The 14,758-nt window shown below is 55.4% G+C and carries 17 protein-coding genes; 2 read left to right on the top strand and 15 right to left on the bottom strand.

Annotated elements, in window-relative coordinates:
* Both QEN58_RS09315 and galU read right to left on the bottom strand, forming a co-directional pair.
* Nucleotides 1-1,293, bottom strand: a complete 1,293-nt coding sequence (locus QEN58_RS09315; RefSeq protein ID WP_280106809.1) for a nucleotide sugar dehydrogenase — start codon at nt 1,291-1,293, stop codon at nt 1-3.
* 3 nt (nt 1,294-1,296) lie between these two features.
* Nucleotides 1,297-2,187 (bottom strand): UTP--glucose-1-phosphate uridylyltransferase GalU, encoded by an 891-nt coding sequence (galU, locus tag QEN58_RS09310; protein ID WP_280106808.1) that lies wholly within the window; start codon nt 2,185-2,187, stop codon nt 1,297-1,299.
* 151 nt (nt 2,188-2,338) lie between these two features.
* Between galU and ubiG the strand changes: the two genes are divergently transcribed.
* Both ubiG and QEN58_RS09300 read left to right on the top strand, forming a co-directional pair.
* On the top strand, nt 2,339-3,082 hold the full coding sequence (gene ubiG, locus QEN58_RS09305) for a bifunctional 2-polyprenyl-6-hydroxyphenol methylase/3-demethylubiquinol 3-O-methyltransferase UbiG (RefSeq protein WP_280106807.1): 744 nt from the start codon (nt 2,339-2,341) through the stop codon (nt 3,080-3,082).
* Complete coding sequence (locus tag QEN58_RS09300; protein WP_280106806.1) at nt 3,083-3,751, top strand: HAD-IA family hydrolase; 669 nt, start codon at nt 3,083-3,085, stop codon at nt 3,749-3,751.
* Nucleotides 3,752-3,795: 44 nt separating this feature from the next.
* Here the strand turns inward: QEN58_RS09300 and QEN58_RS09295 are convergent, their stop codons facing one another.
* The 13 genes from QEN58_RS09295 to QEN58_RS09235 all read right to left on the bottom strand — a co-directional run bounded on the left by QEN58_RS09295 (nt 3,796) and on the right by QEN58_RS09235 (nt 14,726).
* Nucleotides 3,796-4,557 carry a YciK family oxidoreductase gene (locus QEN58_RS09295; RefSeq protein WP_280106805.1) on the bottom strand — a complete coding sequence of 254 codons (762 nt, stop codon included), beginning with the start codon at nt 4,555-4,557 and terminating at the stop codon, nt 3,796-3,798.
* A 22-nt stretch (nt 4,558-4,579) separates the two neighbouring features.
* Complete coding sequence (gene ybgF / locus QEN58_RS09290; RefSeq protein ID WP_280106804.1) at nt 4,580-5,380, bottom strand: tol-pal system protein YbgF; 801 nt, start codon at nt 5,378-5,380, stop codon at nt 4,580-4,582.
* A gap of 80 nt (nt 5,381-5,460) precedes the next feature.
* The gene (pal, locus tag QEN58_RS09285) at nt 5,461-6,000 is read right to left on the bottom strand and encodes a peptidoglycan-associated lipoprotein Pal (RefSeq protein WP_280106803.1); all 540 of its coding nucleotides are present in this window, start codon (nt 5,998-6,000) and stop codon (nt 5,461-5,463) included.
* 55 nt (nt 6,001-6,055) lie between these two features.
* Complete coding sequence (gene tolB / locus QEN58_RS09280; RefSeq protein WP_280106802.1) at nt 6,056-7,342, bottom strand: Tol-Pal system beta propeller repeat protein TolB; 1,287 nt, start codon at nt 7,340-7,342, stop codon at nt 6,056-6,058.
* The gene (gene tolA, locus QEN58_RS09275; RefSeq protein WP_280106920.1) at nt 7,342-8,532 is read right to left on the bottom strand and encodes a cell envelope integrity protein TolA; all 1,191 of its coding nucleotides are present in this window, start codon (nt 8,530-8,532) and stop codon (nt 7,342-7,344) included. The genes tolB and tolA overlap by 1 nt, the downstream gene beginning before the upstream one ends.
* Nucleotides 8,525-8,962 carry a protein TolR gene (gene tolR, locus QEN58_RS09270; protein WP_280106801.1) on the bottom strand — a complete coding sequence of 146 codons (438 nt, stop codon included), beginning with the start codon at nt 8,960-8,962 and terminating at the stop codon, nt 8,525-8,527. The genes tolA and tolR overlap by 8 nt, the downstream gene beginning before the upstream one ends.
* Nucleotides 8,963-8,973: 11 nt before the next feature.
* On the bottom strand, nt 8,974-9,669 hold the full coding sequence (gene tolQ / locus QEN58_RS09265; protein ID WP_280106800.1) for a protein TolQ: 696 nt from the start codon (nt 9,667-9,669) through the stop codon (nt 8,974-8,976).
* Between the two features lie 58 nt (nt 9,670-9,727).
* Nucleotides 9,728-10,153, bottom strand: a complete 426-nt coding sequence (ybgC, locus tag QEN58_RS09260; RefSeq protein WP_425270314.1) for a tol-pal system-associated acyl-CoA thioesterase — start codon at nt 10,151-10,153, stop codon at nt 9,728-9,730.
* Nucleotides 10,150-11,187, bottom strand: coding sequence for a Holliday junction branch migration DNA helicase RuvB (gene ruvB, locus QEN58_RS09255; protein WP_071693212.1), 1,038 nt, complete (start codon nt 11,185-11,187; stop codon nt 10,150-10,152). Before ruvB ends, ybgC begins: the two co-directional genes overlap by 4 nt.
* Nucleotides 11,188-11,222: 35 nt before the next feature.
* Nucleotides 11,223-11,831 carry a Holliday junction branch migration protein RuvA gene (gene ruvA, locus QEN58_RS09250; RefSeq protein WP_280106799.1) on the bottom strand — a complete coding sequence of 203 codons (609 nt, stop codon included), beginning with the start codon at nt 11,829-11,831 and terminating at the stop codon, nt 11,223-11,225.
* 105 nt (nt 11,832-11,936) lie between these two features.
* Entirely contained in the window at nt 11,937-12,500 is a 564-nt protein-coding gene (gene ruvC / locus QEN58_RS09245) for a crossover junction endodeoxyribonuclease RuvC (RefSeq protein WP_280106798.1), read from the bottom strand.
* Between the two features lie 79 nt (nt 12,501-12,579).
* Nucleotides 12,580-14,361 carry an aspartate--tRNA ligase gene (aspS, locus tag QEN58_RS09240; RefSeq protein ID WP_280106796.1) on the bottom strand — a complete coding sequence of 594 codons (1,782 nt, stop codon included), beginning with the start codon at nt 14,359-14,361 and terminating at the stop codon, nt 12,580-12,582.
* Nucleotides 14,362-14,426: 65 nt separating this feature from the next.
* Nucleotides 14,427-14,726 (bottom strand): FmdB family zinc ribbon protein, encoded by a 300-nt coding sequence (locus QEN58_RS09235; protein ID WP_064232825.1) that lies wholly within the window; start codon nt 14,724-14,726, stop codon nt 14,427-14,429.
* Nucleotides 14,727-14,758 lie beyond the last annotated feature (32 nt).

Genomic DNA, 14,758 nt, shown 5'->3' with positions numbered 1-14,758 from the left:
TCAAAGAGTCTTCGGGTCGGCACGACGGCCAATACCTCGGTACATTAATCCACAGCTGGCAACGAACTCAGGGTCGTAAATATTGCGTCCATCTAGTACGAGCTTAGCGTTTAAAAGCGAGCCGAGTCGGTGCCAGTCCGGGTTCCAATACGTTTTCCATTCGGTCACCAGCATCAGCACATCGGCTCCCTCACAGGCTTGGTAAGGGTCATGAGTATAGGTGCGCAGGTCGTCACGCTCGCCTACCAAGGCGTGAAGCGCAGGCACTGCCGCCGGGTCATGGAGTTGAACATGAACCCCCTGGGCCCAAAGTGCCTCGAGCAGCGTTAAGACCGGGGCATGGTCAATACGCGCGGTGCCGGGTTTGAACGCCGCGCCCCATATTGCCACTGTTTTACCTGCCAACTCGCCCGCAAAGTGAGCCCAGAGCTTACGGAACAGGGTCTCTTTCTTCTGCTCGTTAATATCCATGACCTGCTCAAGCAGGGCTGAATAACGACCGCTTTGCAGCTGAACATCGGCCAGACGCATCAAATCCCGGGAGAAATTCGGCCCCCCAAACCCACACCCGGGGTAGAGATATTCAAACCCGATCCGGGAATCAGCGCCCATTCCCTGGCGGACATGCTCAACATCCACCCCCAGGGTATCAGCCAAGCCAGCAATTTCATTCATGTAACTGATGCGCGTAGCGAGCATGCCATTAATAGCCAGCTTGGTGAGCTCCGCAGCGCGGCGCGGCATGCACTGAAATACCTCACTGCGGCGATTAAAGGCGCGTAATAGCTCCCTGGTCATCTGCTCACCGGTGGCATCGTCGCAGCCCAATAGCCGCCGAGTGGGGCGGGTAAACGAGTCCCACGCACGTCCCTCTTCCAACGTATCAGGGAGCGCCACGCTGGTGTGCTGCATGCCCATCAACACATTCAGGCGCTCTGTCTCGCCGACCGGAAACGTTGAATTATTAATAAGCACTATGCCCTTCTGATCGACCAGCAGCGGGTCTTCAACCAGCGCACTGGCTGAGCTACGCTGCGCAGGAGATAACCCCAGCCAGATCACTTCAGGCGTTTGGGCCTCTTTGAGCTGCTCAATAACCTGAAGCGTCCCTTCCGCAAGGCCCTGATCCAAATGCGCCATCAGTTGAGGTTCGCTGCGCAGCCAATCTACTTGGGAAAGTGCTGACCAGGGGGCATCGGCATGCGGTAACCACTGCACCTGATGCCCCACCCAGGCCAACGCAGCGGCGGCTGTCGCCGCGCTCAATTCGCTACCGTAAAGTAACACCCGCATGGGTTACTCTCCCTGTTGGTAACGTGATAGCAAGGCCTGGAAACCCTCACCAAACTCGGGGTGACGACGCCCATAGGCGAGCGTGGCTTCAAGGTAACCCAGCGGCTGACCACAATCGTAGGTAGTGCCCTGCATACGGTATGCTTGAACGCCCGACTGTTCGCGCAGGGTCTCCAGCGCATCGGTCAGTTGAATTTCACCGCCCGCACCGGGCGGCGTTGCTTCTAAAATAGGGAAAATATGGCCTGGCAACGCATAACGGCCAATCACTGCTAGATTTGAGGGCGCCGCATCACGCTTCGGCTTTTCTACCATACCCACTAGATCTGCCGATTGATTGGGGGCAGGCACGTCACCGGCTGGCGCCACGATGCCATATTTCTCAACTTGCTCCCAGGCTACCTCTTCTACCATCAGCTGCGCTGTTTGCTGCTGATCATACGCCGCCAACATGCCGGCCAAATCGGTCGATTCGTTGGCGCTATTATCGACGAGTACATCGGGAAGCAGGACAGCGAAGGGCTCATCGTCGCCAATGATCGGGCGAGCGCATAGCACCGCGTGCCCCAGCCCTAACGGAACACCCTGACGAATACTGATAATGCTAACGTCATCAGGCACTAAGTTGCGTAACATCGCCAAAAGCTCGTGCTTACCCTTCGCTTCCAGGCTCGCTTCCAGCTCGGCGTGTGTGTCGAAGTGGTTTTCTATAGCGCTTTTATTGCTACTGGTGACCAGCACTATCTCGCGAATACCCGCGGCAATCGCCTCTTCGACCACATATTGAATGACTGGCCTATCAACAATCGTAATCATCTCCTTGGGAATAGCCTTCGAAGCCGGCAAGCAGCGGGTGCCAAACCCAGCAACAGGAAGTACGGCCTTGCGAATCATAGAGAGGTCCTTTTCATGCGTTCCGACACAGGAGTGGTTAGAATGTCCATAATACTGAAGGCGCGGATGGATGCCACCTCGCCAATGGACGATAACCAGTGATTAAGCGTCAACTTTTCGCTTAATGCTCAATGACGATGGGAGTCAAAACATGCAAGCGACACCACAGGATAGCACTGCTGGTCACTATCAAGGCAACGTCGATGCCGCCGAAGTCGCTAAATTTGAAGCGCTCGCTAGCCGCTGGTGGGATCCGCAGGGTGAATTTAAACCGCTCCACGAGATTAACCCTTTGCGCCTTGATTTTATCGATGCGCGTGCAGGGCTGGCGGGGAAAAAAGTGCTGGATGTGGGCTGTGGCGGCGGTATTTTGAGCGAATCGATGGCCAATCGCGGGGCTAAAGTAACCGGCATTGATCTGGGTGAAGCACCACTAGCGGTCGCTAGGCTGCACGCCGAAGAACGCGGCGTTGAGGTTGATTATCAGCACATCAGCGTAGAAGCCATGGCGATTCAAACGCCCGGCTTTTACGATGTAGTGACCTGCATGGAGATGCTTGAGCACGTACCCGACCCCGCCTCTGTCATTCGTGCCTGCAGTGCCCTGGTTCGCCCTGGTGGCTATATATTTTTTTCTACGCTGAATCGCACTGCCAAGTCCTATGCGTTCGCAATACTAGGCGCCGAGTACGTGCTTAGACTGCTGCCCCGGGGTACGCATAGCTATGCGAAATTTATCCGCCCTTCAGAAATGGCCGCATGGTCTCGCGACAGTGGCTTAGAGGTGCGTGAACAGACAGGTCTTACCTACAACCCGCTAACCCGACACTACCGTTTAGTTGGTCATGATGTCTCGGTCAACTACATGATGTACTGCCGTAAGGTGAGCGAATAAATGCCGATGCAAGCACCCCAAGCGATTCTCTTCGATTTAGACGGCACCCTGGTCGATACTGCGCCTGATTTGGCCCGAGCTACCAATGCGCTACGTACTCACCACGGCCTGAAGCCGCTTCCCTTTGAAGTGATCCGTCGTCAGGTCTCTAATGGGGGTAGCGCACTGGTTACGCTGGCGCTGGGATTAGAAGTGAAAGCGGACGGACATGACCAAGCACGCGAGTTTCTGCTGGATGCCTACGAGCAGGCAGTCGCCGTGCATAGCCAGGTTTTTTCGCCGCTCGATGTATGGCTGAAAGAGTGGCATGGTAACCAGCGTCCCTGGGGAATTGTGACCAATAAACCGCGCCGCTATACGCTACCATTATTGGACGCATTGGCGCTTAAACCCGGCGCCCTGCTGTGTGCGGATGATCTGAGTGTTAAAAAGCCAGACCCTGAGCCACTCTGGGAAGCTGCCCGGCGGCTAGGCGTTGAGCCTGAGCAGTGTTGGTATATTGGCGATCACGCCCGGGATATCGAAGCCGCCGTCGCCGCTGGGATGACTGCCGTGGCCGTTGGCTACGGCTATATCAGCGAAGAGGATGACTATCAGCAGTGGCCTGCTGACTTGTGGTTTGGAGAGTGCCACGCGCTGGTCGATGCCCTGAACGGTTTCAAACGCTAAGTACGTCGGGCATCGACTGGCTGGCAAGGGGTTAACAGTAAGCGCTATACCCGTGGAGGCTGGGCATCAAGCTTTTGGCCGTTGGTGCCTGAACTGTCTGGCCCCATAAGCCATAAGTAAGTCGGCATGATGTCTTCCGGGGTGCGCAAAGTGAAGGGATCCTCACCGGGAAATGCGGTACGCCGCATTTGAGTGCGCGTAGCCCCAGGATTGAGGGAATTAACGCGTACAGTGGATTGGTTATCCAACTCGTCGGCCAATACCTCGACGAACCCTTCGGTGGCGAACTTAGAGACTGAGTACGCCCCCCAATAGGCGCGGCCTTTACGGCCGACGCTGGAGGAGGTAAAAATGACCGATGCATCCTCAGACGCTTGCAGCAGAGGCAATAGCGCTTGGGTCATCCAAATCGGTCCGTTAATGTTCACCTGCATTACCTGCTGCCAAAGCTCTGGATTGTATTGCTCGAAAGGCGTGATGCGACCCAACAACCCGGCGTTATGCAGCAAACCGTCCAAGCGGCCAAACTCTTTATCCAGCGTTTCGGCCATATCATGAAAATCTTTTAGTGTGGCGCCTTCAAAATTGAGCGGGAAAATCGCTGGCTGAGGGCCCCCAGCGGCTTCGATTTCATCGTATACGCGCTCTAACTTGGCAATGGTGCGCCCCAATAGAATCACGGTTGCTCCGTGTTGGGCATAGCTCAACGCTGCCGCACGGCCAATCCCGTCCCCTGCGCCGGTTACCAACACGATGCGATTTTCCAATAAGTTGGGCGCTGGTTGATAGTCGATCTTGCAGCTCATGCTGATTCCTTGAAGCAAAAAATTAACTTGCTGATTGGCGTAAAAAGTCATTGGCTAGGCCCGCCGCACTGCTTTGCGGGTAGTCGTCGCGCACTTGCTCAAGTAGCTCACGGCTGCGCTCTGCTTCGCCTTTACGCGCTTTCACTAAGCCTAGTTTATAGATTGCATCCGGCACTTTACTGCTGCCGCTGTATTCTTCGATCACACGGCTAAACGCTTGGTCAGCGGCATCCAGCTCGCCTTCTGCAGCATATAGCTCGCCCAGCCAGTAATGCCCATTAGCCGTTAGACTAGTATCAGGGTGATCGGTAACGAAGGCTTCAAAGGCCGCGATCGCTTCGTCAAAACGGCGCGCCTGAACATGTCCGAAGGCGGCTTGGTAATCGGCTTGAGCACCCTCACTAACGTTGCGGCTAGAAGGCGCATTGACAACTTCCTCGGCGGCTTCAGGCTCTACCGCGGGCGTTGACTGCTCAATCTGAGTTGGACCGCTGCTCATCAGACGATCTTCAATATCAAGATACTGCTGCTGTGATTGGCGACGCAGCTGTTCCAACTGGTGACGTAGCTCTTCGATCTGACCGCGTAGCTGCTGGATTTCCTGCTGGTGCTCCTGTACCTGGTTAAACAGCACAAGATTGCCACTGGGCGCTTCCTGTCGCTGCGTCTGCTGGTAGAAGCTACTATTGGAAGAATTAGAGTTGGATAGGTCTTGCACCAGCGGCTGTTGAGCGGCGGCCGTTAAAGGCAATACGGACAGCGGGAGCACTATGGCTCCCGCACCGCACAGCCTCTCAATAAAACGCTTGAGACTGTGATTCATGATGACTCCGGAGACGTAAACGGCGTGCGGTTAGCCGCACGCCGGATTCATCAGTGGTTAAGCATTCAATCGTCAAATGCTTAGTAGTTAAATACAACTCGACGGTTCTGAGCGTAAGCGCTCTCGTCTTGGCCATTGACAGCCGGACGCTCTTCACCATAGCTAACCACGCTCATTTGTGAAGGAGAAACGCCCTGTATATTCAAAAAGCGCTCTACTGCACCGGCACGACGCTCACCTAGCGCCATGTTGTATTCACGGGTACCGCGTTCATCGGTATGTCCGTGGAGTACCACTTGAGCATTAGGGTTGGCACGCAAATAACGCGCGTGGGCCATTACAACGGATTCGTACTCGCTCTTAATGGTATCGCGGTCGTAATCGAAATAGATGGTGCGTACTTCTGGAATGCGTGAATCAGCCTGCTGACCAGCGCCTGAACCAGATGTGGAACCATACTGACTACCCGTGCCTGTACCCGAGGTGCTGGAACCGGTCGTGCTGCCATCCTGGCTACCGTACGAGTCACCGTCCTGGGTTCCGCCGGTGCTGGAACAGCCAGCGATTACCACGATAGATAGCGCTGCTGCTAATGAGCGAGCCAACGGTTTAAGTTGCATAATCAGACTCCTTGCCTGAAAACTAAAAAATTTCGATGTTAATCGACTAATTTGATCAATTTAAGAAGGGTGACCACGCTGGATCACGTACATCACCTTGTGCTGATGGCAACCTAAATGATGAGCGACCATCTGCTGAAACAGCACTAAGCACCCCATTACCACCCTGTTGGGTAGCGAAGATTACCATGGTCCCGTTCGGCGCAACACTAGGAGATTCATCTCTTGTTGATTCACTTAATACCACTAAGCGGTTACCGCTTAGATCCTGCCTTGCTACTTGATAACCATTGCTTGAACGATGGATCAAGAATATCTGCTCTCCATCCGGCGCGTAGCGACCACGGGCGTTGTAGTTACCGGTAAATGTCAGGCGCTGGGCCTCGCCTCCACCCAATGAATACTGGTAAAGCTGGGGACCACCGCTACGATCAGAGGTAAACAGCAGGTTTTGGCCATCTGGTGCCCATGCTGGCTCAGTATCGATGCTGTTATTGTTGGTGATGCGCTCTACAGAACGGCTGCCAACATCCATGATGTAAATTTCAGGCTGGCCATCTTTAGATAGTGACATGGCGATACGCCGCCCGTCCGGTGACCATGCCGGTGCGCCGTTAATGCCTTCAAACGAGGTCGCTTGCACGCGCTGACCAGTCGCCACATCCTGAATATAGATTGCTGGGCGCTCAGTCTCAAAGGAAACATAGGCAAGCTTGGTACCATCGGGAGACCACGCTGGTGACATGATAGGTTCATCAGAGGTCAACACCTGCTCGCTGCGACGGCCATCGGCGTCGGCAACGTAGAGACCAAACTGCATATTGTCACCGATACCCTGGGCAGTAACATAGGCAATTTTGGTGGAGAAAGCACCGCGGATATCGGTAATCTCTTCAAAGATTTGATCGCTGATGTAGTGTGCCGCGCCACGCAGGTCATTGCCTCTCACTGTGACAGTTTCACCAATCATTCGACGCTGACCGCTGATATCCATCAGTTCAAACTGAAGCTCAAAGCCACCGTCAGTTTGTCGTGCCTGGCCGACGACTAGATAGCGTACGTCTAGCGAACGCCAGGTACCAAACTGGACATCGTCAGATTGGCTAGGCTGCTCAAACATAGCGCTGCGCGCTAAGGGAGCAAAATAGCCACTCCGCTCAAGGTCATCTTGAACAATCTGTGCAACATCTTCGGGTAGGCCGTCCGAACCGGCGAACGGCACCACACCAATTGGCAGCGCTTGATCGCTGCCTCGCGTGATCTCAATGGTTAGGTTAGCACTTGCCACACTGCTGACTAGCAGCAACAGACAAAACAACCACACTTTGCTCAAGCTATGCATCAGCGAACATCTCCTGGAGTAAATCGCAGATTAAACTGACGTAAATTACGCTGCTGATCGGCTGGTAAATCTCGCAATTCACCAAACGGTGCAGCATGTTCCACGGCCTGCATCACAGACCGGTCAAAAGCACTATCGCCGCTTGATGTCACAATCGACGTTGCCAACAACTCACCTGAAGGCCCTAGCCGTACCTGTAGGGTAGCACTCATCGCATCACTTGCACCGGGCGGAATCACCCAGGCCTGCTCAACAGCACGACGAACAATGTTAATAAAGCTATTGGCCGCTTGTTCAGCCTGTTGGGCATTAGCAGCCGCTTCGGCCTCACCGGCCAGTTGGCGTTGCATAGCCGCCTCGGCAGCTTCCGCAGCTTCACGTTGGCGCTCAGCTTCTGCTTCACGGCGCTGCTGCTCTTCCGCTTCGCGCTGGCGCTGTGCTTCGGCCTCTCGCTCGCGCTGAGCCTCCTCTTGCTCACGCAATCGCTGTTCTTCGGCTTCGCGTTGGCGTTCAGCTTCCTCCGCTTCCCGTCGCTGCTGCTCTTCAGCTTCGCGCTGGCGCTCGGCTTCTGCCTCTTCCCGTCGCTGCTGCTCTTCGGCTTCGCGCTGGCGTTCTGCTTCCGCTTCTTCGCGTTGCTGCTGCTCGGCGGCTTCCTGCTGGCGACGTGCTTCTTCCACTTCACGCTGGCGCTCTGCGGCAGCTTCCGCTTCGGCTTCGCGTTCAGCCGCTTCAGCCGCCTGCTGTTCAGCCTGCTCGGCCGCTTCTTCCGCTCTGCGCTGAGCCTCGGCCTCGGCTGCCGCACGCGCCTCATCTAACGCCTGCGCCTCCGCTTCCGCCGCCTGCTGGGCGGCCTCTTCTGCGGCTTGCTGCTCGGCTGCGGCCTGCTGTTCACTCGCTGAAGGCTCTTCCGGCGCATCAGGCTCGGTGGGGGCTTCGGCGGGCGCATTCATCGCCGCCTGCTCATCCGTTGCTTGCTGCGCTTGGTCGGTAAAGGTTTCGGTGCTTACTAGCGTTGCCTGTACGATTGAGGAGCTGTCAGGTTCTGCATTTCGACTTGGCAGGCTGATCAAGCTAAACGCGACAATTGCTAGGTGCACGCCAATCGCCAGGACAGTCGGCCACTTATAGCCGACATCTTGAGGATCGCGTGGGGATTTAAGTGCCATGTGCTGCGCCTTGCCCTTACCCATCTTTTGGCGGCTCAGAAAGCAGCCCCACATTAGCCACACCGGCGCCTTGCAAGGTACTCATCAAGACGACAATTTGACCGTAGGCCACATTACGATCGCCGCGTACCATCACCGGTGTGCCTGGGCGACGCTGTATAATCGTTGTCACTCGTGAGGACATCTCATCCAGCGACACCGACGTGGAGTCCTCCCCCAGCGTGATGAAGTACCCGCCGTCGCTATCAACCGAGATAATGATCGGATCGTTATCCTCCTGGGGCTCAATAGGCTGAGAAGTGACTTGCGGCAACTCAACTTGTACCCCCTGGGTCAGCATGGGCGCGGTGATCATAAAGACCACTAGCAGTACCAGCATGACGTCAATGAAAGGGACAACATTAATCTCCGCCATTGGCTTGCTTTTACCACTACGATTGAATGGTCCTTGCATGGCTTTCTCCCTTAGCTGGCGCTTGGTTTGCCGTCACGACCTTGCAAATTGCGATGCAGGATAGCGTGAAACTCTTCGGCGAAATCTTCGTATTTGCCGAGCAAGCGAGAAGACATGTTGGACAGGCGGTTATAGAAGATCACCGCTGGAATCGCCGCGAATAGGCCCATGGCTGTCGCAATTAGCGCTTCGGCAATCCAGGGAGCCACCGTAGCTAGGGTTGCTTGTTGGGTCAGTGATAGCGCCTGAAACGACCCCATAATGCCCCATACGGTGCCAAACAGGCCGATATAAGGGCTAGCAGAGGCTACCGTGGCAAGAAACACTAAATGCTGGGTTAAGCGATCCTCTTCCCGAGACCACGCGACCCGCATGCTACGCTGAACGCCTTCCAGCACGGTATCCGGGTCGCGGGTTTTAGGCATCAAGCGGTTAAATTCGCGAAAACCGGCTTGAAACATATGCTCGGCGCCGTGGCGCGGGTCGTCGGCCGGGATCTCACGGTAGAGCTCATTTAAGTCGACACCTGACCAAAAAGACTCCTCAAATTGGTTGTACTCTTTCTTGGCACGGCCCAGCGCAATACTGCGCTGAAAAATCACTATCCAAGAGAGGATCGACCCCACCAGTAGCAGCAGCATTACCAGTTGCACTACCGTACTGGCATTCATTATCAAATGGGGAATGGACATGGTGTTATCGTTCACAGGTGCCCTCATCAATCTATTAGGGTCGGGATTGCCGACACAGTGAGTGACCTCTTGGTTAAGAGGCCCGGGTCAAAACGTTGAGCGATGCAGGCCATGCTTTTGGCCTTAGACGCTCGGTGCTCAAGCAGGCTATCTCGACTGTGGCAGAGCAAAGGAGTTCCTCACCACGCCAAACCTGCTGTTCAAATGTCATCCGACAGCGCCCAACGTCGGAAACGTGAGCACTAATTTCCAACGCATCATCTAGGCAAGCCGGTTTCGCGTAGTGACAGGCCAAGCGGTATACCACTAGCTGTGTACCTTCGTCTAGCAGCGTTTGCTGATTCAGGCCCAACTGGCGTAGCCATTCGCTGCGTGCACGCTCCATAAACTTCAAGTAGTTAACGTAGTAGACAATGCCGCCTGCGTCAGTATCTTCCATATAAACGCGTATCGGCAGGCGGTAACTATCTTTCGCGGGCACGCTCACTTGCTTACTCACGGACGGCGCTCTCCTTCCATATCGGTTGCCTGTTCGTGAGGCACGCGCTCAAAGTGCAGCCAGGCCTGGCGAGTGACCACCCGGCCACGGGGGGTACGCATCATTAAGCCCTGCTGAATAAGATAGGGCTCAATGACATCTTCGATCGTGTCACGCTCTTCACTGATCGCAGCAGCGAGTGAATCAATGCCCACCGGCCCACCGTCAAATTTATCGATCATGGCGAGTAGTAGCCGCCGATCCATATGATCCAAGCCGTGATGATCCACATTGAGCATATTGAGAGCCGCATCTGCCATGGCGACATCGACGACGCCGTTGCCTTTCATTTCGGCGTAATCCCGCACTCGGCGCAGCAATCGGTTGGCAATTCGCGGCGTACCACGTGAACGCCTGGCTACTTCAATGGCGCCATCGTGGCTGGTTTCAACGCCTAACAGGCGCGCCGAGCGCGAGACAATTTCTGTTAGCTCTTCGAGGTTATAAAACTCAAGCCGCTGCACGATACCAAACCGGTCACGCAGCGGTGAGGTTAATAACCCTGCTCTGGTAGTGGCGCCCACCAGGGTGAAGCGGGGAAGATCCAGTTTAATCGAACGCGCCGCAGGCCCTTCGCCAATCATGATATCGAGCTGAAAATCTTCCATGGCCGGGTAGAGTACTTCTTCAACTACCGGTGATAGACGGTGAATTTCGTCGATAAAGAGTACGTCGCCAGGCTCTAAATTCGTCAGCATGGCGGCTAAATCACCTGCCCGCTCGAGTACCGGGCCGGAAGTCGATTTCATACCGACCCCCATCTCGGTGGCAATAATATGCGCGAGGGTCGTTTTACCTAGCCCTGGGGGGCCAAATACCAGGGTGTGGTCCAGGCTCTCTTCGCGCTGCCGGGCGGCGCCGATAAAGATTTCCAGCTGTTCACGCACACGCGGCTGGCCAATATAGTCATCCAGCCGCTTAGGGCGAATCGCGTAATCAATGCGCCCCTCCCCCTGTTCAGGCTCAGCGGCGATCAGCCGATCGTGTTCTAACATAGGTGCTCTTCTTTATGGCGATTCAAAAAGGTTGCTTAGCCACTCATGCGTTGGGTGAGTGCGGCTTTAATCAGTGCTTCGGTAGATTGATTGGGGTCGATATCCGCGAGCATTTTCGACGCTTCAGTCAATTTATACCCCAAGCTAACCAAGGCGGCTTCCGCATCGGCAAGGCTATCGCGGGCAGAGGCGCGGCCATTGGTGGCCTCGAGTGGCAGTAGCGCGGTACTGCCATCTTCCCACTCGGGAAAACGGTCGCGCATTTCAATAATCAGCCGCTCTGCTGTTTTCTTACCCACTCCTGGCAGTGTTGTCAGCGCTTTGCTGTCGTCATCACGGACGCAGCGCATAAAGGCGTCTTCGTCCATACCCGACAGGATGGCTAGTGCAAGCTTGGGCCCTACGCCATTGACCTTGATCAAGGCGCGAAACAAAGCACGTTCGTGCTCACGGCCGAAGCCATAGAGTAAGTGGGCGTCATCACGAATGGTTAAATGAGTGAATAATGAAACGCTCTCGTTGATCGCCGGTAGTGCGACCAGCGTATTCATTGAGGTTTCCAGTTCGTAACCTACGCCGTGAACGTCGATCACAATCCAGGGAGGTTGCTTTGCCACTAGCTGACCACTCAGACGTCCAATCATAAATTCGCTCGCACCGGAATGAAAAAATAGAGTAAAAAAACAGATGATTACTATAAAGCGACTCTGTACAGGTGACCAGTAGTTCAGTCGCAGGCATAGAGGGAATTAAAGCCGCCAGCGCCCGGTGGAGCGACGGCGGCCCCGAGATGGCGCGGCGGGCAAGCCATGGCTGCTCATAACAGAGCCGTTGTAGGCATGGGTTAACGCAATGGCTAACGCGTCGGCGGCGTCAGCTTGAGGGGTAGCAGAGAGCTGCAGAATAGCAGTCACCATATGCTGCACCTGCTCTTTGTCCGCGCCACCCTGCCCAGTCACCGCCTGCTTTATCTGCCGCGCGGCGTATTCGGCAAGACTCAAGCCATGATTAGCCATACACACCATTGCCGCCCCCCGAGCCTGGCCCAGCTTTAGTGCTGAATCGGGGTTTTTGGCCATAAAGACCCGCTCAATGGCCACCTGGCAGGGTCGATGCAGGCCGACGACTTCGCTAAGGCCGGCGTAAATTTGCGCCAAGCGCTGCTCCAAGGCTCCTTCTGCCGTACGAATACAGCCACTCGCTACGTAGCAGGGTTTAACGCCAATAATATCGATCACCCCGTAACCGGTTACCCGGGAGCCAGGGTCGATGCCCAAAATGCGAATGGGTACGACGGGCTTTTGCTCTTCCATGGCGTCGTTACTCGTGTGACTAGAACATACAAAAACACCGACGCCGTGGCGTCGGTGTTGAGCAGCCATCCAAACCGATTTATTCGGCGGTGGGTTCCGCTTTGACTTTCTGGCGTAGACGGATGTTCAAATCTTTCAACTGCTCGGGGCTGACTTCGCCCGGTGCGTTGGTCATCAAACAGGCAGCGCTTTGGGTTTTCGGGAAGGCGATAACTTCACGAATAGTCTTGGCACCGACCATCAGCATGACCAAGCGATCCAAACCGAAGGCTAAGCCGCCATGGGGCGGCGCACCGTACTGCAGCGCATCCAGCAGGAAGCCGAATTTCTCTTGGGCTTCTTCTTCACCAATACCAAGAATCTCAAACACCGTGCTCTGCATGGCTTGGTCGTGGATACGGATCGAACCACCGCCTAACTCAGTGCCGTTGAGCACCATATCGTAAGCGCGTGAAAGCGCTTTGGCAGGATCGGCCTTGAGCTCTTCCGGCGTGCAGGAAGGCGCGGTGAAGGGGTGGTGCAGCGGGCTCAGGCGACCATTGTCGTCGGCTTCAAACATGGGGAAATCGACGACCCACAGCGGCGCCCACTCTTGCGTATAGAGCTCCAGATCAGCACCCAGCTTGACGCGCAGCGCGCCAATGGCCTCGTTAACAATACGAGCCTTGTCCGCACCGAAGAAGATAATGTCACCATCTTCAGCGCCCACGCGGTCGAGCAGCTCTTCAACGATGTTTTCCATAAACTTGACGATCGGAGACTGCAGACCTTCAAGCCCTTTGGCGCGCTCGTTGACCTTAATCCACGCCAAGCCTTTGGCGCCATAGATGCCGACAAACTTGGTGTACTCGTCGATCTCTTTGCGTGACAGCTTGGCACCACCGGGTACTTTCAGCGCCGCAACACGCCCATCATCCGCGCTGGCGGGGCCAGAGAAGACTTTGAAGTCGACTTGCTGCATCAGATCATCGACATCGGTCAGTTCCAGCGGGATACGTAGATCCGGCTTATCGGAACCGAAACGATCCATCGCTTCCTGCCAGGTCATGCGCGGAAATTCAGGTAATTCGGCTTTTAATACGTCCTGGAACAACTGACGAATCATGGCTTCGGTAATGCCCATGATGTCGTTCTCTTCCACGAACGACGCCTCGATATCAATCTGGGTGAACTCAGGCTGACGGTCGGCGCGTAGGTCTTCATCGCGGAAGCACTTGGCAATTTGGTAGTAGCGATCAAAACCCGCCACCATCAACAGTTGCTTAAACAGCTGCGGCGACTGGGGTAGTGCAAAGAAACTACCGGCGTGGGTGCGGCTAGGCACCAGGTAATCACGCGCACCTTCTGGCGTCGCGCGGGTGAGCACCGGCGTTTCGATATCCAGGAAGCCCTGGTTTTCGAGATACGCGCGCACGTTATGAGAAATACGCGAGCGCAGACGCAGCTTCTCGATCATATCCGGGCGGCGTAGATCGATATAGCGGTGCTTTAAGCGCACTTCTTCACCGACTTTGCCATGCTCATCCAGCTGGAATGGCGGGGTAACGGCGGTATTGAGCACTTCAACGTCTTTTGCCAATACTTCTATCATACCCGTCGGCATGTTGGCGTTTTGGGTGCCTTCCGGGCGCAGCCGAACGCGTCCAGTGATACGCAGGACAAATTCACTGCGGGCACGGTCGGCATTAGCGAACGCCTCGGCGGTATCAGGGTCGACCACGAACTGAGCGATGCCGTCGCGATCGCGCATATCGAGGAAAATTACCCCACCGTGGTCACGGCGGCGATGAACCCATCCGCATACCGTAACCGTTTGATCCACCAAAGTTTCGTTTAGCTGGCCGCAATAATGGCTGCGCATGTCAAATCCTGTTCTGTTACGTGGCAATGAGTGTGTCGCGGGCGTCCCGACCCTGACTGCTGCGGCTATGCCGCGGCACCCTTGTCTTTGGGAGTAACGCTCTTAGCGGTAGCGCTGGAATCGCTGGATTTACCTGCATCTGCAGAGGCAGTTTTACCATCAGCAACCAGATTCTTTTTGCTACCCGTTTTGAAATCGGTTTCGTACCAACCGCCGCCGGCCAAACGGAAACCCGCTGCCGAGACAAGCCGTTCCAAACCATCGCTTTGGCATGCAGGGCAATCCTTAAGGGGATCGGCGCTAATTTTCTGCAATTTTTCCATGCGATGGCCGCAGGCCTTGCACTCATATTCGTAGATGGGCATCTTGATGACTCCTAATAAGCTCAACCCTGACA

Source organism: Halomonas alkaliantarctica, from assembly GCF_029854215.1.
Taxonomy (GTDB): domain Bacteria; phylum Pseudomonadota; class Gammaproteobacteria; order Pseudomonadales; family Halomonadaceae; genus Vreelandella; species Vreelandella alkaliantarctica_A.
This window is presented reverse-complemented; position numbering and strand designations above follow the sequence as displayed.

What these genes read in the sequence shown, in the direction of transcription:
- ybgF (WP_280106804.1), bottom strand. Translation starts at nt 5,380, where the DNA reads ATGAATCACAGTCTCAAGCGTTTTATTGAGAGGCTGTGCGGTGCGGGA.
- QEN58_RS09315 (WP_280106809.1), bottom strand. Translation starts at nt 1,293, where the DNA reads ATGCGGGTGTTACTTTACGGTAGCGAATTGAGCGCGGCGACAGCCGCC.
- QEN58_RS09300 (WP_280106806.1), top strand. Translation starts at nt 3,083, where the DNA reads ATGCCGATGCAAGCACCCCAAGCGATTCTCTTCGATTTAGACGGCACC.
- tolR (WP_280106801.1), bottom strand. Translation starts at nt 8,962, where the DNA reads ATGCAAGGACCATTCAATCGTAGTGGTAAAAGCAAGCCAATGGCGGAG.
- ruvC (WP_280106798.1), bottom strand. Translation starts at nt 12,500, where the DNA reads ATGGAAGAGCAAAAGCCCGTCGTACCCATTCGCATTTTGGGCATCGAC.
- QEN58_RS09295 (WP_280106805.1), bottom strand. Translation starts at nt 4,557, where the DNA reads ATGAGCTGCAAGATCGACTATCAACCAGCGCCCAACTTATTGGAAAAT.
- aspS (WP_280106796.1), bottom strand. Translation starts at nt 14,361, where the DNA reads ATGCGCAGCCATTATTGCGGCCAGCTAAACGAAACTTTGGTGGATCAA.
- ruvB (WP_071693212.1), bottom strand. Translation starts at nt 11,187, where the DNA reads ATGTTAGAACACGATCGGCTGATCGCCGCTGAGCCTGAACAGGGGGAG.
- tolA (WP_280106920.1), bottom strand. Translation starts at nt 8,532, where the DNA reads ATGGGTAAGGGCAAGGCGCAGCACATGGCACTTAAATCCCCACGCGAT.
- pal (WP_280106803.1), bottom strand. Translation starts at nt 6,000, where the DNA reads ATGCAACTTAAACCGTTGGCTCGCTCATTAGCAGCAGCGCTATCTATC.
- ruvA (WP_280106799.1), bottom strand. Translation starts at nt 11,831, where the DNA reads ATGATTGGACGTCTGAGTGGTCAGCTAGTGGCAAAGCAACCTCCCTGG.
- ubiG (WP_280106807.1), top strand. Translation starts at nt 2,339, where the DNA reads ATGCAAGCGACACCACAGGATAGCACTGCTGGTCACTATCAAGGCAAC.
- tolB (WP_280106802.1), bottom strand. Translation starts at nt 7,342, where the DNA reads ATGCATAGCTTGAGCAAAGTGTGGTTGTTTTGTCTGTTGCTGCTAGTC.
- galU (WP_280106808.1), bottom strand. Translation starts at nt 2,187, where the DNA reads ATGATTCGCAAGGCCGTACTTCCTGTTGCTGGGTTTGGCACCCGCTGC.
- QEN58_RS09235 (WP_064232825.1), bottom strand. Translation starts at nt 14,726, where the DNA reads ATGCCCATCTACGAATATGAGTGCAAGGCCTGCGGCCATCGCATGGAA.